Origin of the sequence: Streptomyces sp. NPDC088766, from assembly GCF_044750845.1 — a bacterium.
GTDB lineage: Bacteria > Actinomycetota > Actinomycetes > Streptomycetales > Streptomycetaceae > Streptomyces.
Window position 1 is genome coordinate 116,709 of record NZ_JBIVKQ010000025.1, and the last position, 23,310, is coordinate 140,018.

Genomic DNA, 23,310 nt, shown 5'->3' on the forward strand with positions numbered 1-23,310 from the left:
GTCCGGCCCGGCCGGCGCTCGAGGACGAGGCTCCTTCAGGGCCGAAAACGGGGGTCCGGGGGGCGAGCCCCCGGGACGGGACGGGAAGGGGCGGCGGGGACGAACCCCTCCGGGCGTCCCCCTCAGAGCCTCCCGATGTCCCCCACCGGCATCCGGGGCCCCCGCCGCTCCGGCGTCCTCCCGCTCAACAGGATCAACCGCGCGGCCCGATGCCGCTGCCCCGCATACGGCTCCAGCAACGCCAGCATCACCGCATCGTCCGCGTACCGCTCCCGCGCCAGCGCCCACCCCACGATCCCCGGCAGATGCAGATCCCCCACGGTCACGGCGTCCGCCGCCCCGTGACTGCGCTGCACGACCTCCGCGGACGTCCACGGCCCGATCCCCGGCACGGCCTCCAACCGGGCCTGCGCCTGGGCCGGCGGCATCCGGACCGTCTCCTCCAGCCGCCCGGCGACCCGCACGGCCCGCAGGACCGTCGAGGCCCGCTTGCCGTCGACCCCGGCCCGATGCCATTCCCACGAGGGGATCAGCGCCCAGGTCCGCGGCGCCGGCATCACCCACAGCCGCCCACCCGCCGCGGGCCCGGGCGCCGGCTCCCCGAACTTGCGCACCAGCGTCCGCCACGCCCGGTACGCCTCGACCGTCGTGACCTTCTGCTCCAGGACCGACGGGATCAACGACTCCAGCACCAGCCCGGTCCGCAGCAGACGCAGCCCCGGCCGCCGGTGCCGGGTCATCGCCACCAGCCGGTGCCGGGGCACGAAGGCGTCGGGATCGTCCGCGGCGCCGAGCAACTCGGGCAACCGCTCCAGCAGCCACTCGGCCCCCGGCCCCCAGGCCTCCCCGCGCACCGCGCTCTCACCGGGTGCCACCGAGACCCGCAGCGTCCCCGGCCCGCCGGGCGTCAGGCTGGCCCGCCACACCGACCCGTCGGGCATCGCCCGGAACGTCGGGTCCGCGGGCCCGCGCCGGAGCGGCCCCAGGACCAGCCCCAGATCGAGCGGCCCGTCCGGCACCCAGGTGCGTACCCGCCCGGCCGCGGACGCCTGCCGGGTCACCCCGGCGCTCACACCGGCAGGCCCGCCGCGCACGGGGGCCCCTCCCACGCCCTTCAGGCTGCGGGGGAGCGCGGGCCGGGGATCGAAGCGTCCTGCCACGAGTGAGGTCCTAGCTGGGCGGGGTCGGGCGAGCGGACCGGAAGGGGCCGGGCCACGGGGACGACCGGAGCCCTACGAGGGTAGGCGCACAACCGCCCGAAGGTCACCGCACCTCCACGAAGTCCGCCACCTCCCGCACGCCCCGGGCCTTCGGCTCCTCCGCCGGATGCCCGACCGCCACCGCCCCCATCGGATCCCAGTCCCCGGGCAGCTCCAGCACCTCCCGCACCACGTCCCGGCAGAACATGGTCGACGACACCCACGCGGACCCCAGCCGCTCCCCGGCCAGCGCGACGAGGAAGTTCTGCACCCCGGCCCCGGTCGCGACGACGAACATCTCCCGCTCGGCCGCGTCCCGCCGCGCGTCGCCGTAGGTGTGCGAGCCGTCCGTCACCAGGCACGGCACGACCAGACAGGGCGCGTTGCGCAGGACGTCCCCGCGCCGCACCCGCTTGGCGATCGACTCCTCGGACTTGCCGTCCCGCCGCAGGTCCTCGATCCACGCGTCCCGCATGGCGTCCAGCAGCCGGACCCTGGAGCGCGCCGACTCCAGGAGCACGAACCGCCACGGCGTCGTGTGATGCGGCGCCGGCGCCGTCAGGGCGGCGGCCACGGCCCGCCGTACCGCACCGGGATCGACCGGCTCGTCGGTGAAGGAGCGCACGGTCCGCCGCTGGGTGACCGCCAGCCGTACGGCCTCGGACGTCCCGAGCCGGAACATGTCGTCGCGCGCGCAGCGCACCATGGCACGGGCGCCCTCCCCCTCGCCGTCGGCCACGACCTGGGGCAGACCCCGCACCACGGCCACGGGCAGCCCCGAGGCCTTCCCCTTGACCAGGTCGCCCGCGGCGGCCAGCTCGTCCGCCGTGGCGACGACGGTGGCACTGAGCGGGTTGCCGTACGCGTCCGTGCCGCCCCGCAGGTCGTCCAGCACGCGGACGCCCGCGGCTCCGATCGCCACGTCGGTGAGTCCCGCGCGCCAGGGCCGCCCGAACGTGTCGGTGACGAGGACCCCGACGTCGACGCCGAGCGTGTCGCGCAGCCCTTCGCGGATCGCGCGCGCGGAGGCGTCCGGATCCTCGGGCAGCAGCAGCACGGTCCCCGCGGGGGTGTTGGAGGCGTCGACGCCGGCGGCCGCCATGACCAGGCCCTGCCGGTTCTCGACGATCCGCAGCGCCCCGCGGCGGGCCACGACCCGCACGGTCTCCGCGTCGACGGCGGCCTCCCGGTCGTCCGCCCGGACGACGCGTCCTTCCGCCTTGGACACGATCTTCGAGGTCACCAGCAGGACGTCCCCGTCGGCGAGCCCCGGCTCGGCGGCGGCGATCAGTTTGGCGAGGTCGTCCCCGGCCCGCACCTCGGGCAGCCCGCCGACGGCCCAGACCCGGTAACCGGTCTCCGCGCTCACGCGCCCCGCACCTCCTCGGCCAGCGCCAGCGCCTCCGCGGCCATCCGCGCGCTCGCGTCGACGTCCGTCATCATCAGCGGGACGGCCCGGCAGCGGATCCCGGCGGCCTCGATCCGCGCCACGGAACCCGCGTCGACGGTGTCCACGAGCCAGCCGTCCAGCAGCCCCGAGCCGTAGTGCTCGGCGACCGCGGCGGCCGTCGACTCGACACCGACCGCCGCCAGCACCTTGTCGGCCATCCCGCGCACGGGCGCGTCCCCGACGATGGGGGAGAGGCCCACCACCGGCACCCCGGCCTCGGCGATCGCCTCACGGATGCCGGGCACGGCGAGGATCGTGCCGATGGACACGACCGGGTTCGACGGCGGGAAGACGATGACGTCCGCCTCGGCGATCGCCTCCAGCACACCGGGCGCGGGCTTCGCCTGCTCGGCGCCGACCGGCACGATCGCCTCGGCCGGCACCGACGCCCGCAGCCGCACCCAGTACTCCTGGAAGTGGACGGCCTTGCGCTCGCCGTCCACCTCGACGGCGACATGCGTCTCGACACGGTCGTCGCTCATCGGGATCAGCCGGACGCCCGGCTTCCACCGGTCGCAGAGCGCCTCGGTGACGGCGCTGAGCGGATACCCGGCGCCGATCATCTGCGTCCGCACGATGTGCGTGGCGAAGTCCCGGTCGCCCAGCCCGAACCACTCGGGTCCCACGCCGTAGGCCGCGAGCTCCTCCTTGACGCGGAACGTCTCGTCGGCCCGCCCCCAGCCCTGCTCCTCGTCGATGCCGCCGCCGAGCGTGTACATCACCGTGTCGAGGTCCGGGCAGACCTTCAGCCCGAAGAGGTGGATGTCGTCCCCGGTGTTGCCGATGACCGTGATGTCCGCGTCCGGCGCGGCCCGCTTCAGACCGCGCAGGAACCGGGCACCACCGATGCCGCCTGCCAGAACCACAATGCGCATGCGCCAAGTCTTGCAGGCGGGTACGACAACCCGTCACACGGTCACCGCCCACGGTCCACCGCCACCGGCGGCCGGGCGACGGGTCACGCGGTGACGGCACGCCCCTCGCAGGACGGCGTCGTGTGCATCGGCATCTCGGTCAGGCCGGGGAAGTACACGTGCAGGCTCACGGCCGGCTCCAGCGTGTCGTTGACCACCTCGTGGACGTACCCCGGAGCGAACACCCTCCCCCACTCCCGGCTCCGCTCGAGCGCGGTGGCGCCCACCGGGCCCGCGGACAACGCGCGCGTGCCGTGCTCCGTGCGCTCGGTCAGCGTGCCCTCCAGGACGGTCAGCACCCCGGAGGAACGGCCGTGGTCGTGCGGCCCGGTGCCCTGTCCGGGCACCCAGGACAGCAGCCACACCTCGTAGCCGGGACCGGTGCGCAGCCGGTGGTACCAGCGGCTGGTCGCGTCGTACCGGACGAGGTGCTCCCACTGGGAGCGGTCGGCGGCGATGGACCGGGCCAGGCCGGCGAACTCGGCGACGGTGGCCGGGTGCTCGCGGGGGGCCTGGAGGAGGTGCGGGACTTCGAGGATGTCGCCGGCGATCTGGAGGTCGCTGTCGCTGTTCATGGGATGCGGTGGTCCTCGGCGGGAGAAGGCGGGAGAAGAGGTGGGGGCTGGGTGTCACGTGCCGTCCGCCCGGATCACGGGCGGGAGGGGGCGCCCTGGTGCGGGCGTGGAACAGGCAGCCGAGTCGAGATCGGACTCAGGGACAGCCGGAGCGGCGGGGCAGGCTCAACAGCTGGAACAGCGACAACAGCTACAGCGCGTCCGGGCAGCACCGTGGGACCCGGCGGTGCGGGTCGAGGCGAGCGCCAAGTTCGCGAGCATGCCCACAAGGACAGCGGTTTACACCTTCGGTGTCAACTCGGCAGCCGTCAGGCGAGACCTGTTCACCTCATCAGGTTCATCTGCAAAGTGAAAGGTTTGTGCATGCCCTCCCCGGGACACATGGCGCACAAGCCGGGCACGAGGCCCCGTTGCGATCCCGTGATCCGACTGTGATCCGGTTCGCTTCCGGGCGCGTGTCGGAACGAGATCGCTCCCCCGGGCGTCCTTCCCCGTACAGGGACTGTGCGGGGCGGAGGTCGTCCTGGGTCTCATCTGCGTGTCAAGGTTTATGGCGATTTGAACACTTAACGCACGGCCTTGGTTCCGCAGAGTGAATAAGAGGCCCAATAGCAGATCTCAGCTTGACTCGCCCGGAGCAGCACACTTGTAATTTCACTCGTGTCGTTCAGCCGACATCGGTAACGGCCACGTCACGGGGACGCGAAAGACAGAGCGAGGGGCGCACATGACCGAGCTGGTGCAGCAACTGCTGGTCGACGTCGACGACGCGGACGAGGAACTCGGCTGGCAGGAGCGCGCACTGTGCGCCCAGACCGACCCCGAGTCCTTCTTCCCCGAGAAAGGCGGCTCCACCCGCGAGGCCAAGAAGGTCTGCCTCGCCTGTGAGGTCCGCTCCGAATGCCTCGAGTACGCCCTTGCCAACGACGAGAGATTCGGCATCTGGGGCGGACTGTCCGAGCGGGAGCGTCGCCGGTTGAAGAAGGCGGCCGTCTGAGCACGGCCCGGCCCGGGGCCTGTCCGGCGCGTGCCGCAGACGCGGGGCCCGGCACGCCCTCCCCCGGAGGGGGTGCCCCCGGCGGCGTTGTCGTCGGTCGCCGACCCCTCCATCCCCGGCTGCGCTCGCGCGGGGGCACCCCCATCGCGTCGCCGCCCTCCTCCGCCTTGCAGCCGGAGGCACCGGACCCCGCTCACCCCGGCCGCAAGGCACCGCCGGTCTCCTCCGACCTGATCCGCCGGACAGACCCCAAGGCTTCGAACGGCCCGTCGCAGGTGGCTTGTCCACAGGCGGCGGGCCGCCGTCGTGCCCAGCCGATAGTGTGGGCGCTCGTCCGAGACACCCCGCCGCCCCCGTGCGGCGCAGGCGTCCACCGCAGTCCACCGAACCGGGGCCCGTACCTCGATGTCCGTGCACAGCCAAACGGCAGGTCAACGCGACGCTGCCACTCCTGAGTTCCCGCGCCACGTGGTGACCGCGGTCCTCGTCTCCCACGACGGCGCCCGCTGGCTGCCCGACGCGCTCGCCGGGCTGCTCGGCCAGGAGCGTCCCGTCCAAGCCGTCGTGGCCGCCGACACCGGCAGCGCGGACGACTCGGCCCAGCTGGTCACCGACGCCCTCGGCGCCGACCACGTCCTGCACCTCGCCCGGCGCACCGGCTTCGGGCAGGCCGTCGAGGAGGCGAGCCGGACCGCCCCGGTCCTCACCCCCGACGAACTGCCGTACCTCAAGCGCCCGAGCGGCTGGGACCCCGTCACGCGCACCTGGCGCGACGACGCCTACGACCTGCCCGACCTCCCGCACGGCGAACCCGTCCAGTGGCTGTGGCTGCTGCACGACGACTGCGCGCCCGAACCGGACGCCCTGGCCGAACTGCTGCGCGTCGTGGAGAACGAACTCGAACTGGGCCGTGACGACGTCGCCGTCGTCGGCCCCAAGCTCCGCGGCTGGTACGACCGCCGCCAGCTCCTCGAGGTCGGCGTCACCATCGCCCACTCCGGCCGCCGCTGGACCGGCCTGGACCGCCGCGAACAGGACCAGGGCCAGCACGACCACGTGCGCTCCGTGCTGGCCGTGTCCACCGCCGGCATGCTCGTCCGCCGCGACGTCTTCGAGGAACTCGGCGGCTTCGACCGCCGCCTGCCCCTCATGCGTGACGACATCGACCTGTGCTGGCGGGCGCACGCCGCCGGCCACCGCGTCCTCGTCGCCCCCGACGCCGTCGTCCGGCACGCCGAGGCCGCCTCCCGCGAACGGCGCGCCGTCGACTGCGCGGGCCGCACCGCGGCCTCCCCCCACAAGGTCGACAAGGCCGGCGCCGTCTACACCCTCCTCGTCAACAGCCGTACGGCCCTGCTGCCCTGGATCCTGGTCCGCCTGGTCGTCGGCACCCTCCTGCGGACCGTCGCCAACCTCGTCGGCAAGGTCCCCGGACAGGCCCTCGACGAGATCCGCGGTCTGCTGGGCACCCTGCTGCGGCCCGAGCGGATCATCGCCGGCCGACGCCGGCGCGGCAGCTCCGGGATCGACAAGGACGAACTGCGCCCGCTGTTCCCGCCGCCCGGCGCGACCGTGCGGGCCACCGTCGAACAGGTCGCGGGCAACCTCTTCGGCGCCACCGACACCGAGACCACGACCGGAGCCGGCCGGCACGGCGGCGCCGTCGAGTCGGGACCCGGCGGTGACGACGCCGACTTCCTGGAGATCGAACAGTTCGCCCGCCTCAAGCGCATCGCCCGCAAACCGGGCCCGGTGCTCTTCCTGGTGCTGCTGCTGGTCTCCCTGGTGGCCTGCCGCAACCTCCTGGGCGGCGGCGCCCTCGCCGGAGGGGCCATGCTGCCCGCCCCGGCCGACGCCTCCGAGCTGTGGTCGCGCTACCTCGACGCCTGGCACCCGGTCGGCGCCGGCGGCACCCCGTCCGCCCCGCCGTACCTCGCGGTCGTCGCCCTGTTCGCCTCCCTGCTGTTCGGCTCGACCGGCCTCGCCGTCACCGTGCTGCTGGTCTGCTCGGTGCCGCTGGCGGGCCTCACCGCCTACTTCGCCTCCCGCCCGCTCATCGGGTCGAGCCTGCTGCGCGCGTGGGGCGCCGTCGTCTACGCCTTCCTGCCCGCCGCCACCGGCGCCCTCGCGGGCGGCCGCATCGGCACCGCCGTCCTGGCCGTCCTGCTGCCGCTCATCGCCCGCGCGGGCATCGCCGCGAGCGGCCTCGCCCACACCTCCGGTGCGCGCGGCAGCTGGCGCGCCACCTGGGCGTACGCCCTGCTGCTGACGCTCACCACCGCCTTCACGCCGATCGTCTGGCCCATCGCGCTGGTCCTCGGCCTCGCCGTCCTCGCCGTGCGCCGCACCGACATCCCCGCCCACGGCCTGCGCTTCCTCGTCCAGCTCGGCACCCCCCTGCTGGTCCTCGCGCCCTGGTCGCTGTCGCTGCTCCCGCTCGGCTTCTTCACCGAAGCCGGCCTGGAGTACGGCCCCTCGGCGGCCTCCGCGACCGACCTGCTCGGCATCAGCCCCGGCGGCCCCGGCACGGTCAGCGGCCTGATGCTCATCGGCGTCGTCCTGGCCGCACTGGCCGCCCTGCTGCGCACGGAGCGCCAGTTCGGCATCTGGACGGCCTGGGCGGTCGCCCTGGTCGGCCTCGTCTTCGCGGTCCTGTCCAACACCTCCGCCTGGGCCGGCCCCGCCACCCTGGTCTACGGCATCGGCCTGCTCGCCGCCGCCCTCATGGGCGCCGACGGCGCACGCACGCGTGTCGCCGAGCAGAGCTTCGGCTGGCGTCAGCCGGTCGCCGCCCTCATCGCCTTCGCCTCGGCCGCGGGCCCGCTGCTCGTCGCCGCGGGCTGGATGCTCGGCGGCGCCGACGGCCCCCTGGAGCGCCGCGACCCGGTCCAGGTGCCCGCGTTCGTCGCCGAGGAGAGCAACACCCGCGACCAGGCCCGCACCCTCGTCCTGGACAGCGACTCCGCCGCCCACGTCGGCTACATGCTGGTCCGCGGCTCCGGAGCCCGCATGGGCGACGCCGAACTCGCCGCGGCCGACGGGGAGAACGCCGCCCTCGGCAAGGTCGTCGCCAACCTCGTCGCCGGCTCCGGCGCCGACCAGGCCGACCAGCTCGGCAAGTTCGCCGTCCGCTACGTCCTCGTCCACAAGGGCGCGCCCCGCGAGGTCACCCGCGTCCTGGACGCCACCCCCGGCCTGTCCCGGCTCAGCCAGCAGGACGGCAGCGCCCTGTGGCGGGTCGACCAGGAGGTCTCCCGCGCGGCGGTCGTCACCGCCTCCGGCAAGGGCACCCCGACGGCCGTCGCCGCGGGCCCGGTCGACATCCACACCACGGTCCCCGCGGGCGCCGACGGCCGGATCCTGCGCCTGGCCGACGCCGCCGCCGACGGCTGGACCGCCACCCTCGACGGCGAGCCGCTCACCCGCACCACCGTCGACGGCTGGGCCCAGGGCTTCGAACTCCCCGCCTCCGGCGGCCGCCTGGACGTCACCTACGACGACCCGTTCGGCCACACCGCCTGGCTGTGGGCGCAGGGCCTCCTCGCCCTCGTCCTGGTCGTCCTCGCCCTGCCCGGCCGCCGCCGCGACGTCGACGACGACCTCCCCGAGGAGCAGCTCGTCCCCGCCCGGGCCGTCGAGGGCGAGGGCCGCCGCGCCCGCCGCCTGCGCGCCCAGGCCGAGTCCGAGGACCCCGGCCGGGACGAGGACGTCACGCCCTCCGCGCCCGAGGAGACCCCGGCCGCGGTGCCGCACCAGCAGTCCTACGACGACTGGGAGGCGCCGGCCGACCCGCCCGCCCGCTACGACGCCTACGGCGACGAGCGGTACCAGGGCGTCCCCCAGCAGTACGCGGCCGGAACCTACGACCAGGCCTCCTACGACCCCTACCAGGCGGGACAGTACGACCCGTACGCCTACGAGGCCCGGCCCGAGGCCGCCGCCGCGTACGACCAGGCCTACCAGCAGAGCTACGACCCGTCGGCGTACCAGCAGGGCGGCTACGACCACGCCTACGACCCGGCGCAGCACCCCCACGGCACCGGCAGCGAGCGCCCCGACGGGAGCCAGCAGTGAACCGCACCACCCTGTCCCTGATCGCCGGCACGGTCGCCCTGGCCGCCGTCACCGGTTTCGCCACGCTCAGCGAGCCGGACGCGTCCGGCACGGACACCGCCGAGGCGGCCGCGGTCCTGCCCGTGGAGCGCACCGGCCTGCTCTGCCCGGCACCCAGTGCCTCCGACCTCGCCGAGACGACGTACACCTCGTTCACCCCCGTCACCAAGGGCACCGGAAGCGACGGCTCGGCCGAACTCCTGCCCGCCTCCCGGGAGTCGACGGACACGGCCGCCGACGAGGACGCCGGGAAACCGGCCGGGGACGACAAGGACACCGGCGAGACCGACACCGACAAGGCGGACACCGACAAGGCGGCCGACGGTGAGAAGGCCGACGACCGGACAGCCGACGACAAGAAGACCGCGGTCAAGCCGGTCCTGACCCCCAAGGCGCCCGGCACCCCGGTCACCGCCGAGACCTCCGGTGCCGACGAGCCCGCGCTCGTGGGCACCGCCGAAGGCAGGTTCGCGCCCGGCTGGACGGTCCAGCAGACCACCCAGGTCACCGCCGGCAACGGCCGCGGCCTGCTCGGCGTCGCCTGCACCGCCCCGGACACGGAGTTCTGGTTCCCGGGCGTCAGCACCGCGGCCGACCGCACGGACTACGTCCACCTCACCAACCCCGACGACTCCGCGGCCGTCGCCGACATCGAGCTGTTCGGCAAGGACGGCACCGTCACGACCACGGTCGGCGAGGGCCTGACGATCCCGGCGCACTCCAGCGAGCCCATCCTGCTGTCCACCCTCACCGCAGAGAAGCAGGACGACCTGACCGTCCACGTGAACGTCCGCAGCGGCCGCGTCGGCGCCGCCGTACAGGCCCTGGACGACAAGCTCGGCGGCGACTGGCTGGCCGCGTCCACCGACCCCGCGGGCACCCTGGTCGTCCCCGGCATCCCCAAGGACGCCACGGCGGTCCGCCTGGTCGCCTTCGCGCCGGGCGACGCCGACGCCGACCTCAAGGTGCAACTCGCCTCCCCCACCGGCCTGATCACCCCCGCCGGCCAGGAGACGATGCACGTCAAGGGAGGCATGACGACCGCCCTGGACCTGGGCGACGTCACGCGCGGGGAGGCCGGCTCGCTGGTCCTGACACCCACCGACGGGTCGGCGCCGGTCGTCGCGGCCGTCCGCGTCGTGCGCGGCAAGGGCGACAAGCAGGAGTCGGCGTTCATCCCCGCCACCGGCCCGGTCGGCACGCGCGCCTCCGTCGTCGGCAACGGAGCCAAGGACGCCACGCTCTCCCTGACCGCGCCCACGGCCACCGCCAAGGTCAAGGTCACCGCGTCGGCGGGCACCGGCGGAGGCACCGCGGCCTCCAAGACGTACACGATCAAGCAGGGCACCACCCAGGACGTCCCGCTCCCGGTCCCCGCGGGCCTCAAGGGCACCTACGCCCTGACCGTGGAGAACCTCACCGCCACCCCCGTCCACGCCGCCCGCACCCTGACGGCGACGGACAGCGGCGTCCCCGGCTTCACCGTCCAGACGCTGCCTGACGACCGGGGCACGGTGGCGGTACCGGAAGCCGACGAGGACCTGAGGGTGCTGCAGAAGTGAGTACGGCGAGGACTGAGCGCGCGGCCGCCCGCGCGCTCAGTCCTCGCCGTAGCGGGGATCCACCGTCTCCGGGGTCAGCCCCAGCAATTCCGCCACCTGTTCCACGACGACCTCGTGCACCAGCGCGGCCCGTTCGTCCCGCCCCTTGGTGCGGATCTCGACGGGCCGCCGGTAGACGACCACCCGCGCGCGACGGCCGTCCCGCGCGGAGACCGTGCCGCCCAGCGGAACCGCCTCGTCGTTCCACGGCTCACCCGAACCGTCCAGCCGCGGCACCTCCAGCACCATGAAGTCGATGTCGGCGAGCTGCGGCCACCGCCGCTCCAGCCGGTCCACCGAGTCCTGCACCAGATCCGCGAACACCTCGCCGCGGCTCGCCGCCAGCGGCACCTGTGGGGGCGCGATCGGCCCGCGCATCCCCCGTCCGTGGCGATCACGACGGCGAGGGCCGGGGGCTGCGGCACGAGGCGGTACGGGGCTGTCCATCACCACCGCAGCGTAGTCCCCGCCGCCACCGGCCGCCCGGCTCCACGCGGCAACCCGGCCATCGTCCGGCCGCTCGCTCCGCATGTCCCGGGAGAGCCGTTCCAGCCAAGGTCCGGCTTGATTCCGTATCCCTCCGAGACCGTCGAACTCGCGACAATTGATGGCCTTTGTCCGCGCCGGTGGCCGGACCTGGACACCTTCCTCACCCTCAGGACTGGTGTTCGCCCAGGTCAGCGGGGTATGACTGGAGTCGTCTGTGGGGCGTTTCACAACCCGACACGGTGGAGTGACCTGGTGGAGAGTCGTCGCGGCCCGCTCAAGAGTGCGGTACCGTCCAACGTCGTGAGCCCTGTACGTCGCTGTTCGCGAACCGCCTGCGGCCGACCCGCCGTCGCGACGCTGACGTACGTCTACGCCGACTCGACCGCCGTCCTCGGCCCGCTCGCCACCTACGCCGAACCCCACTGCTACGACCTGTGCGCCGAGCACTCCGAGCGCCTCACCGCCCCGCGCGGCTGGGAGGTCGTCCGGCTGCTCGACGGTTCGGCTCCCGCCCGCCCCAGCGGTGACGACCTCGAAGCGCTCGCCAACGCCGTCCGCGAGGCGGCCCGCCCGCAGGGACGCGCGGCCGGTGCCGGCGGCGCGAGCCGCGGGGCGGACCCGATGGAGGTCGCCCGCCGCGGCCACCTGCGGGTACTGCGCTCGCCGGACAACTGACCCGCCCGCTTCGCTCCGTCCGGCCGACGCACGGCCACGGACCTGCCGTCGCGGCGGACGGAACCGGACCGAACACTTCCCTTCCCTGTCGCTCCGACCTGAGGCGACGGCGCGCGTCACGCCTGCGGGCCGGAGCCGGCGGACCCGCGACGGCCCGTCAGCCGCGCCGGGTAGTTTGTGGTGACTGACGAGACTTTCAGGAAGGTTTGGCCGTGGCTGCTGATCTGTCGCAGATCGTGAAGGCGTACGACGTACGCGGGGTGGTCCCGGATCAGTGGGACGAGTCGCTGGCCGAACTGTTCGGGGCGGCCTTCGCCCAGGTGACCGACGCCGAGGCGATCGTCGTCGGCCACGACATGCGCCCCTCGTCACCCGGCCTGTCCGCCGCGTTCGCCCGCGGCGCCGCCGCCCGCGGCGTGCACGTGACCGAGATCGGCCTGTGCTCCACGGACCAGCTGTACTACGCCTCGGGCGCGCTGGACCTGCCGGGCGCCATGTTCACCGCCTCGCACAACCCGGCGCAGTACAACGGCATCAAACTGTGCCGCGCCGGCGCCGCCCCGGTCGGCCAGGACACCGGCCTGACGCAGATCCGCGAACTGGTGGAGACCTGGTCGGAGACGACCGGCCCCGAGCCGGCCGCGCAGCCCGGCACCGTCACACGGGTGGACACGTCCGACGACTACGCGGCCCACCTCCGCTCCCTCGTCGACGTCACCTCCATCCGCCCCCTGAAGGTCGTCGTCGACGCGGGCAACGGCATGGGCGGCCACACCGTCCCCACCGTCCTCGAAGGCCTGCCCCTGACCGTCGTCCCCATGTACTTCGAACTGGACGGCACCTTCCCCAACCACGAGGCCAACCCCCTCGACCCCGCCAACCTCGTCGACCTCCAGAAGCGGGTGCGCGAGGAGGGCGCCGACCTCGGCATCGCCTTCGACGGCGACGCCGACCGCTGCTTCGTGATCGACGAACAGGGCGACCCGGTCTCCCCGTCCGCGATCACCGCCCTCGTCGCCGCCCGCGAACTCGCCCGGCACGGCGGCAAGGGCACCGTCATCCACAACCTGATCACCTCATGGACCGTCCCCGAGGTCGTCAGGGAGAACGGCGGCACCCCCGTCCGCACCCGCGTCGGCCACTCCTTCATCAAGGCGGAGATGGCCCGCACCGGCGCGATCTTCGGCGGCGAGCACTCCGCCCACTACTACTTCAAGGACTTCTGGAACGCCGACACCGGCATGCTGGCCGCCCTCCACGTCCTCGCGGCCCTCGGCGGCCAGGAGGCCCCCCTCTCCGCCCTCGTCGCCCAGTACGACCGCTACGCCGGCTCCGGCGAGATCAACTCCACGGTCGACGACCAGAAGGCCCGCATCGCCGCGATCAGGTCCACCTACGGCGCCCGCCCCGACACCACCCTCGACGACCTGGACGGCCTCACGGTCACCACCCCCGACTGGTGGTTCAACGTCCGCCCCTCCAACACCGAACCCCTCCTCCGCCTCAATGCGGAGGCCCGCGACGAGGCGACGATGAGGAAGATCAGGGACGAGGTCCTGGCGCTCATCAGAGGCTGAGACACGAGACCGCCGCGCCGACGAGCCGCGGACGCGGCCCGCTGGTCGGTGCCGGTGGTGCGTGCATGGGGTCGAGCCGGTCGATGTCTGCGAGTCACGCACGGGGTCGAGCCGGTCGATGCCGGTGGCGTGTGCACCGGCGGGAGCCGACCGCGGCGGGCGGTTCCCAGGCGGGTGCGTGCGTGCTGGTCGACGCCGGGTGCTTTCAGCCCGTCCGTGGGCGCCCCCTCCGGGGGAGCTCGAGGACGGGGCCGTCCCGACCGATCGGGGGTCCACGGGGGCGGAGCCCCCTGGCGGGGCGCTGGAGGGGCAGAGCCCCCTCAGGACGGGACGGGAAGGGGCGGCGGGGGCGACAAACCCCCCACCGGACCACCCCCCACCCCACCCTCACCAGCGGTACCCTGACCAGGCACATCCACCCCGGACCCACCAGCCACACCCACCCCCGACCCACTCCGAAAGGACACCCCATGCCGCTCGAAGCCGGCCTCCTGGAGATCCTCGCCTGCCCCGCCTGCCACGCCCCCCTCAAGGAGCAGGACACCGAGCTGATCTGCACGGGCCAGGACTGCGGCCTGGCGTACCCGATCCGCGACGGCATCCCCGTCCTCCTCATCGACGAGGCCCGCCGCCCCGCGTAACGGCCCCCGGCCCGCCGTACGGGCCGAAGCCGACCACGCGCGAGGCGACCCGCACGCGAGGCACACGCCAGACGAGGCGCAAGCGAGGCGACCCGCACGCGAGGTCAAGCGCACGCCGGGATACGCGCACACGACGCGACCCGCACGCCGGGCCACACGCATGCGGGCGACCGCACGCAGGACGACCCGCACCGGTCACCCGCGCAGCGCCCCGCACACCGACGACCACAGGCGATCGGAGACCTGACGCCATGCTCGACGAATCGCTGCTCGACACGCCGGAGGCTCTGGCCGAGGCGGACCACCGCGCCCTCCTGCGGGGAGCGGCCGAGGCCGGCGCCCGCGTCCGCACCGCCGTCCGGCACGCCACCGAGGCGGGCGTGCAGCGGCTCGAACCGGACGGCCGCCCGCGCGCGATCCTCCTCGCGGGACCCGGCGCCGCCGCCACCTGCGTCGCCGACCTCCTCGGCACCCTCGCCGGCGCCGCCTGCCCGGTCACCCGCCTCGCCCCCGCCGGCGTGGCCCCCGCCGCGGGCGCCCTCCGCTGGGAACTCCCCGGCTGGGCCGGCTCCGTGGACCTCCTCCTCATCACCACCCCCGACGGCACCGAGCCCGGCCTCTCCCTCCTCGCCGAGCAGGCGTACCGCCGCGGCTGCACCGTCGTCGCCGTGGCCCCCGCCGGCTCCCCGCTCGCCGAGGCGGCCGACGCGGCGCACGGCCTGTTCGTACCGATGGCGACCGCCCCATACGAGCAGGACGAGCAGCCCCCCGTCGCGGCTTCTGCCCCCGGTGTCCTGTGGGCGCTCCTGACCCCCCTGCTCGCGCTCCTGGACCGCATCGCCCTGATCTCCGCCCCGCCCGAGGCACTCGAGAAGGTCGCCGACCGCCTCGACCACATCGCCGAACGCTGCGGTCCGGCCGTCGCCACCTACAGCAACCCCGCGAAGACCCTGGCCGCCGAACTCGCCGACTCCCTCCCCGTGATCTGGACGGAGGGCACCTCGGCCGGCCCCGCGGGCCGCCGCTTCGCCGCCGCCCTCGCCGAACTCGCCGGCCGCCCCTCCCTCGTGGCCGAACTCCCCGAGGCCCTTTCCGCGCACAGCGCCCTGCTCGCCGGCCCGCTCGCCGCCAGCGCCGATCCGGACGACTTCTTCCGCGACCGCGTCGAGGAAGCGCCCGCCCTGCACGCGCGCGTGGTGCTGCTACGCGACCGCCCCATCGGCGGCCTCACCGCCGCCCCTGCCGCCCGCGAGCTGGCCCTCAGCCACGACACGCCGATCAGCGAGCTGGAACCGGAGGCCGGCGACGAACTCGTCGCCCTCTCCGAACTGATCGCCATGACGGATTTCGCCGCCGTTTACCTGGCGCTCGCTTCGGGAGCCTGATCTGACGACGACCGTCCGTCCGGCCCTCGAAAGCCGGCACGGACCGTCGCCCCGGACAGCAGCAGCCGGCCGGCCGCCGGACACCTGACGGCCGACAATGACCGCCGGTGGCCGGTGGCCGGTGGCCGGTAGTCCGCAGCCGCCCGCCGGCAGCGGCAGGCCGACCGCCGCCCGCCCGACCGCAGGACAGACAGAACAGGCAGGCAGACACCCGCATGGACCGCCTCGACAACACCATCCGCCCCTACGCATGGGGTTCCCCCACCGCCATCCCGCACCTGCTCGGCGTCGAACCCACCGGCGAACCCCAGGCCGAGATGTGGATGGGCGCCCACCCCGGCGCCCCCTCCCGCACCGGCCGGGGCACCCTCGGCGAGGTCATCGAGGCCGCCCCCGAGCGGGAGCTGGGCGAGGAGACCGTCGCCAAGTTCGGCCCCCGCCTCCCCTTCCTCCTCAAGCTCCTCGCCGCCGGCGCCCCCCTCTCCCTCCAGGTCCACCCCGATCTGGCCCGGGCCAAGGAGGGCTACGCCGACGAGGAGCGCCGCGACATCCCCGCCGACGCCCCGCACCGCAACTACAAGGACGCCAACCACAAACCCGAACTCATCTGCGCCCTGACCGAGTTCGACGGCCTGTGCGGCTTCCGCGACCCGGCCCGCGCCGCCGGCCTCCTCGACGCCCTCGGCGTCGACTCCCTCAAGCCGTACGTCGACCTGCTGCACGCCCAGCCCGAGGAGGCGGCCCTGCGCGAGGTCCTGACGGCGATCCTCACCGCGGACCCGGACGAGATGGCCCGCACGGTCGCGGCCGCGACCGCCGCCTGCGACCGGCTCGGCGGCGACCACGCCCCCTACGCCGGCCTCGCCCACCACTACCCCGGCGACCCCGGCGTCATCGCGGCGATGCTCCTCAACCACGTCCGCCTCCAGCCGGGCGAGGCTCTCTTCCTCGGCGCCGGCATCCCGCACGCCTACCTCGACGGCCTCGGCGTCGAGATCATGGCCAACTCCGACAACGTCCTGCGCTGCGGCCTCACCCCCAAGCACGTCGACGTCCCCGAACTCCTGCGCGTCGTCCGCTTCGAGTCCGGCGACCCCGGCATCCTGCGCCCCGAGGCCACCCCCGACGGCGAGGAGGTCTACGAGACCCCCATCGACGAGTTCCGCCTCTCCCGCTACGTCCTCCCCGAGGGCGCCGCCCCGCACGACCTCACCCTGACGACCCCGCAGATCCTGCTCTGCACGGCCGGCACCGTACGGGCCGGCGAGCACGGCCTGACACCCGGTCAGTCCGTCTTCGTCCCCGCGGGCGAAACAGCCGAAGTGTCCGGAACCGGCACTGTCTTCAGGGCCACCGTCATCGCCTGACGCATCCCACCCGCCCGTCCGGGCACACGCACGACGGGCCGGACTGCAACAATGGCCCACCGCAAAGGGCGGGCAAAGCCGGAGACGGCGCCCAGCCCGGCCGGCACCCGCACGAGGCGACCCCGGGGCGACACGAACGCGCCACGGGGACGACCCCGAGAACGACCCGAGGACGAAGGGACCACGCGAACACATGAGCGCGTCAGGCGGCACCAGGGCGATCGTGGCGGCACTCGCCGCCAACCTCGCGATCGCGGCATCGAAGTTCGTGGCGTTCGCGTTCAGCGGCTCGTCGTCGATGCTCGCCGAAGGCGTGCACTCGCTCGCCGACTCCGGCAACCAGGCCCTCCTCCTCGTCGGAGGAAAGAAGGCCCAGCGCGAGGCCACCCCGCAACACCCCTTCGGCTACGGCCGCGAACGCTACATCTACGCCTTCCTGGTCTCCATCGTCCTGTTCTCGGTCGGCGGCATGTTCGCCATCTACGAGGGCTACGAGAAGATCAAGCACCCCCACGAGATCGAGCACTGGTACTGGCCGGTCGGCGTCCTCGTCTTCGCCATCATCGCCGAGTCCTTCTCCTTCCGGACGGCCGTCAAGGAGTCCAACCCGCTGCGCGGCTCACTCTCCTGGACCGAGTTCGTACGCCGCGCCAAGGCCCCCGAACTCCCCGTCGTCCTCCTCGAGGACCTCGGCGCGCTCGTCGGCCTCGTCCTCGCCCTCGGCGGCGTCAGCATCTCCCTGGCCACCGGCGACGGCGTCTGGGACGGCATCGGCACCGTCTGCATCGGCGTCCTCCTCGTCCTGATCGCCCTCGTCCTCGCCGCCGAGACCAAGTCCCTGCTCCTCGGCGAGGCCGCCGGCCCCGAGGAGACCCGCAAGATCGAGGCCGCCGTCGTCGACGGCACCACCGTCACCCGCATCATCCACATGCGCACCCTCCACCTCGGCCCCGAGGAACTCCTCGTCGCCGCCAAGATCGCCGTACGGCACGACGACACGGCCACCGAGATCGCACGGGCCATCGACGCCGCCGAGTCCCGCATCCGCCAGGCCGTCCCGATCGCCCGCGTCATCTACCTCGAGCCCGACGTCTACAGCGAGACCGAGGCCGCCAAGGGCCCCGACGCCGAAGCCACCCCCGGCGGCCCGGCCCACCCCCCGGCCGACCACTGACCCCGGCCCCCTCCGGCCGACCACCTGCCCGGCCCACCCCCCGGCCGACCACTGACCCCGGCCCCCTCCGGCCGACCACCTGCCCGGCCCACCCGACGGGGCCCGCCGACCACCGGCGGGCCCCGCCGCCCTTCCCGGACCCGGCCGCCACATCGGCGTGATCTGTTCGCCGACGGACTGGGGCCGTCCGCCGCGTCCGGTGTAGCTTGGAACGGAGCCAGACGTCGCTGCTGATGGCGGTCGGGCGGTCGCACACGGATCGTCCGAGGGAGAGAGGGCCTCCGACGGACTGCGCTGCGCGCACGCGGGCATGCCTGTGTCCCCACAGGGCACCCCTGTGTCCGCCGCCGCGCAGACCAGCCGTACCCAGACCTCTCCCCAACCCGAGGAGCAGCTCCACATGACGACTGTCGACAACCGGCAGGACTTCAAGGTCGCCGATCTCTCCCTGGCCGAGTTCGGCCGCAAGGAGATCACCCTCGCCGAGCACGAGATGCCCGGCCTGATGTCGATCCGCAGGGAGTACGCCGAGGCCCAGCCCCTCGCCGGCGCCCGCGTCACCGGCTCCCTGCACATGACGGTGCAGACCGCCGTCCTCATCGAGACCCTGGTCGCGCTCGGCGCCCGGGTCCGCTGGGCCTCCTGCAACATCTTCTCCACCCAGGACCACGCGGCCGCCGCCATCGCCGTAGGCCCCGACGGCACGCCCGACAACCCGCAGGGCGTCCCCGTCTTCGCCTGGAAGGGCGAGACGCTGGAGGAGTACTGGTGGTGCACCGAGCAGGCGCTGACCTGGCCGGACAGCCCCACCGGTGGCCCGAACATGATCCTGGACGACGGCGGTGACGCCACCCTGCTGGTCCACAAGGGCGTCGAGTACGAGAAGGACGGCAAGGTCCCCTCGGTCGACACCGCCGAGAACGACGAGCACCGCGTCATCCTCGAACTCCTCAACCGCACCATCACCGACGGCTCCCAGAAGTGGACGCAGCTGGCGTCCGAGATCCGCGGTGTGACCGAGGAGACCACCACCGGCGTCCACCGTCTGTACGAGATGCAGCGCGACGGCGTCCTGCTGTTCCCCGCGATCAACGTCAACGACGCGGTCACCAAGTCGAAGTTCGACAACAAGTACGGCTGCCGGCACTCGCTGATCGACGGCATCAACCGCGCCACCGACGTCCTGATCGGCGGCAAGACCGCCGTCGTCTTCGGCTACGGCGACGTCGGCAAGGGCTGCGCGGAGTCGCTGCGCGGCCAGGGCGCCCGCGTCATCGTCACCGAGATCGACCCGATCTGCGCGCTGCAGGCGGCGATGGACGGCTACCAGGTCACGACCCTCGACGAGGTCGTCGACAAGGCCGACATCTTCATCACCACGACCGGCAACAAGGACATCATCATGGCCTCGGACATGGCCAAGATGAAGCACCAGGCCATCGTCGGGAACATCGGCCACTTCGACAACGAGATCGACATGGCCGGCCTCGCCAAGGTCCCCGGCATCGTCAAGGACGAGATCAAGCCCCAGGTCCACACCTGGACCTTCCCCGACGGCAAGAAGATCATCGTGCTGTCCGAGGGCCGCCTGCTGAACCTGGGCAACGCCACCGGCCACCCGTCGTTCGTGATGTCCAACTCCTTCGCGGACCAGACCCTGGCCCAGATCGAGCTGTTCACCAAGCCCGGCGACTACCCGACCGGCGTCTACACCCTGCCCAAGCACCTCGACGAGAAGGTCGCCCGCCTCCACCTGGACGCACTCGGCGTGAAGCTCACGACCCTCCGTCCCGAGCAGGCCTCGTACATCGGCGTCGACGTCGACGGCCCGTACAAGTCGGACCACTACCGCTACTGAGTCCACCCGACCGCTGAGGAGCACGTCCGCGCACGAACGCACTCCTCAGCACCAGGTCCTCCGAGACAGGCCCCCGCACCCCCGTGTCGGGGGCCTGCCCCGTCGGCCTTTGGCCGGACCGGCCGTCACCCGCACCGGTCCGGCACGCCGAGGTGACCGGACCGGACCGTCACACCCCAGGACCCCCCATGCCCCGCGGCCGCTATTCGCTCCACGATCCGCACGATCACACCCCCCTCGCACACGAACACTTCCAATGCGCCCCCGGCCCCTCCGGCTGGCGCTACGTCTCCCGGCTGACCACCCCCACCGGCGATCACCACGGCTCCGTCGACCTCACGCTCGACGCCCTCGGACGCCCCCTCCGCCTCGAACTCCACGCGAGCGACTGGCAGGTACGCGGCGCGGCTCTCGACGGCGTCACCTGGGTCCGCACCGAACCCACCGGCACCCACGCCACGGAAGGCAACGTCCCGGCCCACGCCTTCACCGGCACCTCCCCCGCGTTCCTCGTCGCCACCACCCGCCTGCTGCGCCTCACCCCCTCCGCGTCCGCGACCCGCGTACGCCTCGTGGCCTTCACCGACCCGGTCCTCGCCCCGCGCACCGTGGACCAGTCCTGGGCCTTGGTGAGAAGAGAAACACACACCACTGACAACGGACCCCTGACCGTCGACGAATACCAGGTCACAGCCCTGGACACCGGTGAACAGCACAGCGTGCACATCACCGGGGACGTCGTCCTCGCGGCGCCCGGCATCGAGCTGGAAGACCTCGAATCGCCCCCGTCGGCCTTCGACTGAGCCCACCCCGGCGACGCCTACGCGGGCGGGACGAACCCGGTGGCGGACCGCTCGTCCGACGGCGGAGCCACCGGAGCCACCGGAGCCACCGGATATTCGGTCTCCGGCGCCGCAGCCGGCGTCCGACCGTCCCCGACACCTCCCTGCACGACCGGCGGACCCGGGACCGGCGCGCCCGACGGCCCTGCCCAGGCCGCCGAGCCCTGGCCCGCCACCGCCGAGCCCTGGCCCACCACCGGTCCTCCGCCGAACACCTGCCGCGCCTCCCGCACCTGCCTTTCCTGCACCACCGCGGCCACATACGAGGCCGGCGGCACCCCCGGCGGCACCGCGGCCCCCGTACGCTCCGCGAGCTCGCCGGCCAGACGCTCCGCCATCGCCCACCCCACCTGCGGATCCAACTGGTTCATCCGCCCCAGGTACTGCCGGGCCGCCAACCACAGCCCGTCCGGCACCGCCGACAGATCGAGCCCCGAGAACCTCCCGGCCAGCCACGGCGGAGGAGGCGGAACGAAACCCACCCGCGCTCCGGGCACCCGCTCCCGCACCACGAGCGTCCCCGCGAACACATCACCCAGCCGGCGCCCCCGCGCCGACACCAGCGAGGCCACGCACGCCACCACCCCGACCGTCAGCAGGATCTCCACGACCCCGAGCGCACCCCGCACCAGCGCATGCCGGAACCGGATCGGCCCCCCGTCGTCCCGCACCACCCGCAGCCCACAGGCCGCCTTCCCGAGAGACCGCCCATGGCTGAGGGTCTCCACCGCTGTCGGACCCCCCACCAGCACCAGCAGGAACGTGGCGATCGACACCGCCGTCCGCGCCGCCTCGTCCAAAGACGCCGTCGCCACCAGCAACGCGACACTCACCGCCGCATAGGCCACCAGAGCCACGGTCAGATCCAGCAACACGGCCAGCGCCCTGCTGGGCAGCCTGGCAGGCTGCAGCTCCAACGCCACCGCCTCACCCGTCACCAGCTCACTCACGCCCGCGCCCCTTCCCCGACCTGCCGCGACACCGGCCAGTCTGCCAAGCTGAGAGCGCACCGCGCCGTAGTACGACAAGCTGATCTCGACCGGTCCGCCGACGAACAGCCGAGGAGCAGGCACCCCGATGGACCTCGATGTCTTCGTCTCCGCCCACCGGGCCGAATGGGACCGCCTCGACGCCCTGCTGCGCCGCCGCAATCTCACCGGCACCGAGGCCGACGAACTCGTCACCCTCTATCAGCGGACCGCCACGCACCTCTCCTTCATCCAGTCCAGCGCACCCGACCCACAGCTCACCGGCCGGCTGAGCCAACTGGTGGCACGCGCACGCAGTGCCGTCACGGGCACCCGCAAAGCCTCCTGGCGTGACGTCACCCGCTTCCTCACCCGGAGCTTCCCCGCGGCGGTCTACCGTTCCCGCCACTGGTGGGTTCCCACCGCGCTGGCCTCCACGGCACTCGCGGCGCTCCTGGGCTGGTGGATCGGCACCCACCCGGAAGTCCAGTCCTCCATCGCGGCCCCGGACGAACTCCATGCGCTCACCCGCCCCGGCGGTCAGTACGAGACCTACTACTCCAGCCACCCCGCAGCGTCCTTCGCCGCCCAGGTGTGGACGAACAACGCCCAGGCCGCCGCGATGTGCCTGGTCCTCGGAGTCTTCCTCGGTCTCCCGGTCCTCTGGATCCTCTTCCAGAACATGCTCAACCTCGGCGTCGGCATCGGGCTGATGTCCTCGGTGGGCCGGCTCGACACCTTCCTCGGCCTGGTCCTCCCACACGGCCTGCTCGAACTGACCGCGGTCTTCGTGGCCGCGGGAACCGGCCTCCGGCTCGGCTGGAGCGTCATCGACCCCGGCCCCCGCCCCCGCCGCACGGCCCTGGCCGAGGAAGGCCGGGCCTCTCTCGGCATGGCGATCGGCCTGGCCCTGGTCCTCTTCGTCTCCGGTGCCGTCGAAGGCTTCGTCACCCCGTCGGGCCTGCCCACCTGGTCCCGCATCACCATCGGTATCACCGCCGAGCTGGTCTTCCTCGTCTACGTCTACGTCCTGGGCGGCAGGGCGGCCCGAGCCGGCGACACGGGCGACCTCGAAGCAGCCGAACGCAGCGCCACGGTGCCGACCGCCGCCTGATGTGCATGTACGGCGGATGAACTGCTAGTCTCCTCTTCGCCCCGCAAAACCTGTTGACACAGGGCGTGCGGGGAGGTAGATTCGAACAGTTGCCTGGACTGGACTGAACCGGTCGGCGGCAGGGTTAGTATCTATAGAGCGTCTCGGAAGTCGATTCCGCAGAAGCACCCCGAATGCATCGGAAATGAGTGGCCGGTCGGACCGGCCCGGAACTTCTGATAAAGTCGGAACCGCCGGAAAGGAAACCGCGAAACAAAAGCGGGGGCCTGGAAAGCGCCGAGGAAATCGGACCGGGAAACGGTCTGATAGAGTCGGAAACGCAAGACCGAAGGGAAGCGCCCGGAGGAAAGCCTGAGAGAGTCTCTCGGGTG

18 protein-coding genes are annotated in these 23,310 nt (G+C 73.2%); 12 read left to right on the forward strand and 6 right to left on the reverse strand.

Features of this window, described 5'->3' with window-relative positions:
- Positions 1–122 precede the first annotated feature (122 nt).
- The 4 genes from ACIP5W_RS28875 to ACIP5W_RS28890 form a co-directional block, all read right to left on the reverse strand.
- On the reverse strand, positions 123–1,160 hold the full coding sequence (locus ACIP5W_RS28875) for a DNA-3-methyladenine glycosylase family protein (RefSeq protein ID WP_401479678.1): 1,038 nt from the start codon (positions 1,158–1,160) through the stop codon (positions 123–125).
- A gap of 103 nt (positions 1,161–1,263) precedes the next feature.
- On the reverse strand, positions 1,264–2,568 hold the full coding sequence (locus ACIP5W_RS28880; RefSeq protein ID WP_401479681.1) for a coenzyme F420-0:L-glutamate ligase: 1,305 nt from the start codon (positions 2,566–2,568) through the stop codon (positions 1,264–1,266).
- Positions 2,565–3,524: a 2-phospho-L-lactate transferase gene (gene cofD, locus ACIP5W_RS28885; protein WP_401479684.1), complete on the reverse strand. Its 960-nt coding sequence runs from the start codon at positions 3,522–3,524 to the stop codon at positions 2,565–2,567. Before cofD ends, ACIP5W_RS28880 begins: the two co-directional genes overlap by 4 nt.
- An 83-nt stretch (positions 3,525–3,607) precedes the next feature.
- Positions 3,608–4,138, reverse strand: a complete 531-nt coding sequence (locus ACIP5W_RS28890; RefSeq protein WP_401479687.1) for a cysteine dioxygenase — start codon at positions 4,136–4,138, stop codon at positions 3,608–3,610.
- Positions 4,139–4,865: 727 nt separating this feature from the next.
- Between ACIP5W_RS28890 and ACIP5W_RS28895 the strand changes: the two genes are divergently transcribed.
- The 3 genes from ACIP5W_RS28895 (at position 4,866) to ACIP5W_RS28905 (ending at position 10,810) form a co-directional block, all read left to right on the forward strand.
- Complete coding sequence (locus ACIP5W_RS28895) at positions 4,866–5,135, forward strand: WhiB family transcriptional regulator (protein ID WP_020128551.1); 270 nt, start codon at positions 4,866–4,868, stop codon at positions 5,133–5,135.
- A 405-nt stretch (positions 5,136–5,540) separates the two neighbouring features.
- Entirely contained in the window at positions 5,541–9,209 is a 3,669-nt protein-coding gene (locus ACIP5W_RS28900; protein WP_401479690.1) for a glycosyltransferase, read from the forward strand.
- Positions 9,206–10,810 carry a DUF5719 family protein gene (locus ACIP5W_RS28905; protein ID WP_401479693.1) on the forward strand — a complete coding sequence of 535 codons (1,605 nt, stop codon included), beginning with the start codon at positions 9,206–9,208 and terminating at the stop codon, positions 10,808–10,810. Before ACIP5W_RS28900 ends, ACIP5W_RS28905 begins: the two co-directional genes overlap by 4 nt.
- Positions 10,811–10,846: 36 nt before the next feature.
- On the opposite strand, the gene ACIP5W_RS28910 is transcribed toward ACIP5W_RS28905, so the two are convergent.
- Positions 10,847–11,296: a metallopeptidase family protein gene (locus ACIP5W_RS28910; protein ID WP_366057444.1), complete on the reverse strand. Its 450-nt coding sequence runs from the start codon at positions 11,294–11,296 to the stop codon at positions 10,847–10,849.
- Between the two features lie 294 nt (positions 11,297–11,590).
- Between ACIP5W_RS28910 and ACIP5W_RS28915 the strand changes: the two genes are divergently transcribed.
- From ACIP5W_RS28915 to ACIP5W_RS28950, 8 genes are all read left to right on the forward strand, one after another.
- On the forward strand, positions 11,591–12,013 hold the full coding sequence (locus tag ACIP5W_RS28915; RefSeq protein WP_383237281.1) for a DUF3499 domain-containing protein: 423 nt from the start codon (positions 11,591–11,593) through the stop codon (positions 12,011–12,013).
- A 212-nt stretch (positions 12,014–12,225) separates the two neighbouring features.
- Entirely contained in the window at positions 12,226–13,590 is a 1,365-nt protein-coding gene (locus ACIP5W_RS28920; RefSeq protein WP_401479697.1) for a phosphomannomutase/phosphoglucomutase, read from the forward strand.
- A 470-nt stretch (positions 13,591–14,060) separates the two neighbouring features.
- Positions 14,061–14,231, forward strand: a complete 171-nt coding sequence (locus tag ACIP5W_RS28925; RefSeq protein ID WP_150471318.1) for a Trm112 family protein — start codon at positions 14,061–14,063, stop codon at positions 14,229–14,231.
- Between the two features lie 251 nt (positions 14,232–14,482).
- The gene (locus ACIP5W_RS28930) at positions 14,483–15,616 is read left to right on the forward strand and encodes an SIS domain-containing protein (protein ID WP_401479700.1); all 1,134 of its coding nucleotides are present in this window, start codon (positions 14,483–14,485) and stop codon (positions 15,614–15,616) included.
- 215 nt (positions 15,617–15,831) lie between these two features.
- Entirely contained in the window at positions 15,832–16,983 is a 1,152-nt protein-coding gene (gene manA / locus ACIP5W_RS28935) for a mannose-6-phosphate isomerase, class I (protein ID WP_401479703.1), read from the forward strand.
- A 193-nt stretch (positions 16,984–17,176) separates the two neighbouring features.
- A complete protein-coding gene (locus ACIP5W_RS28940) occupies positions 17,177–18,157 on the forward strand; it encodes a cation diffusion facilitator family transporter (protein ID WP_401479706.1) in 981 nt (326 codons plus the stop codon).
- 400 nt (positions 18,158–18,557) lie between these two features.
- Positions 18,558–20,015, forward strand: coding sequence for an adenosylhomocysteinase (ahcY, locus tag ACIP5W_RS28945; RefSeq protein WP_401479709.1), 1,458 nt, complete (start codon positions 18,558–18,560; stop codon positions 20,013–20,015).
- 188 nt (positions 20,016–20,203) lie between these two features.
- Positions 20,204–20,818 (forward strand): hypothetical protein, encoded by a 615-nt coding sequence (locus tag ACIP5W_RS28950; protein WP_401479712.1) that lies wholly within the window; start codon positions 20,204–20,206, stop codon positions 20,816–20,818.
- Positions 20,819–20,835: 17 nt separating this feature from the next.
- Here the strand turns inward: ACIP5W_RS28950 and ACIP5W_RS28955 are convergent, their stop codons facing one another.
- On the reverse strand, positions 20,836–21,807 hold the full coding sequence (locus ACIP5W_RS28955; protein ID WP_401479729.1) for an RDD family protein: 972 nt from the start codon (positions 21,805–21,807) through the stop codon (positions 20,836–20,838).
- A gap of 127 nt (positions 21,808–21,934) precedes the next feature.
- Here ACIP5W_RS28955 and ACIP5W_RS28960 point away from each other — a divergent pair, with 127 nt between their 5' ends.
- Positions 21,935–22,939: a stage II sporulation protein M gene (locus ACIP5W_RS28960; protein ID WP_401479715.1), complete on the forward strand. Its 1,005-nt coding sequence runs from the start codon at positions 21,935–21,937 to the stop codon at positions 22,937–22,939.
- The last annotated feature ends 371 nt before the right edge of the window (positions 22,940–23,310 follow it).

Coding starts and splice junctions, on each gene's coding strand:
- manA (WP_401479703.1), top strand. CDS start 15,832: ATGGACCGCCTCGACAACACCATCCGCCCCTACGCATGGGGTTCCCCC.
- ACIP5W_RS28950 (WP_401479712.1), top strand. CDS start 20,204: ATGCCCCGCGGCCGCTATTCGCTCCACGATCCGCACGATCACACCCCC.
- ACIP5W_RS28910 (WP_366057444.1), bottom strand. CDS start 11,296: ATGGACAGCCCCGTACCGCCTCGTGCCGCAGCCCCCGGCCCTCGCCGT.
- ACIP5W_RS28925 (WP_150471318.1), top strand. CDS start 14,061: ATGCCGCTCGAAGCCGGCCTCCTGGAGATCCTCGCCTGCCCCGCCTGC.
- ACIP5W_RS28900 (WP_401479690.1), top strand. CDS start 5,541: ATGTCCGTGCACAGCCAAACGGCAGGTCAACGCGACGCTGCCACTCCT.
- cofD (WP_401479684.1), bottom strand. CDS start 3,524: ATGCGCATTGTGGTTCTGGCAGGCGGCATCGGTGGTGCCCGGTTCCTG.
- ACIP5W_RS28930 (WP_401479700.1), top strand. CDS start 14,483: ATGCTCGACGAATCGCTGCTCGACACGCCGGAGGCTCTGGCCGAGGCG.
- ahcY (WP_401479709.1), top strand. CDS start 18,558: ATGACGACTGTCGACAACCGGCAGGACTTCAAGGTCGCCGATCTCTCC.
- ACIP5W_RS28960 (WP_401479715.1), top strand. CDS start 21,935: ATGGACCTCGATGTCTTCGTCTCCGCCCACCGGGCCGAATGGGACCGC.
- ACIP5W_RS28895 (WP_020128551.1), top strand. CDS start 4,866: ATGACCGAGCTGGTGCAGCAACTGCTGGTCGACGTCGACGACGCGGAC.
- ACIP5W_RS28940 (WP_401479706.1), top strand. CDS start 17,177: ATGAGCGCGTCAGGCGGCACCAGGGCGATCGTGGCGGCACTCGCCGCC.
- ACIP5W_RS28890 (WP_401479687.1), bottom strand. CDS start 4,138: ATGAACAGCGACAGCGACCTCCAGATCGCCGGCGACATCCTCGAAGTC.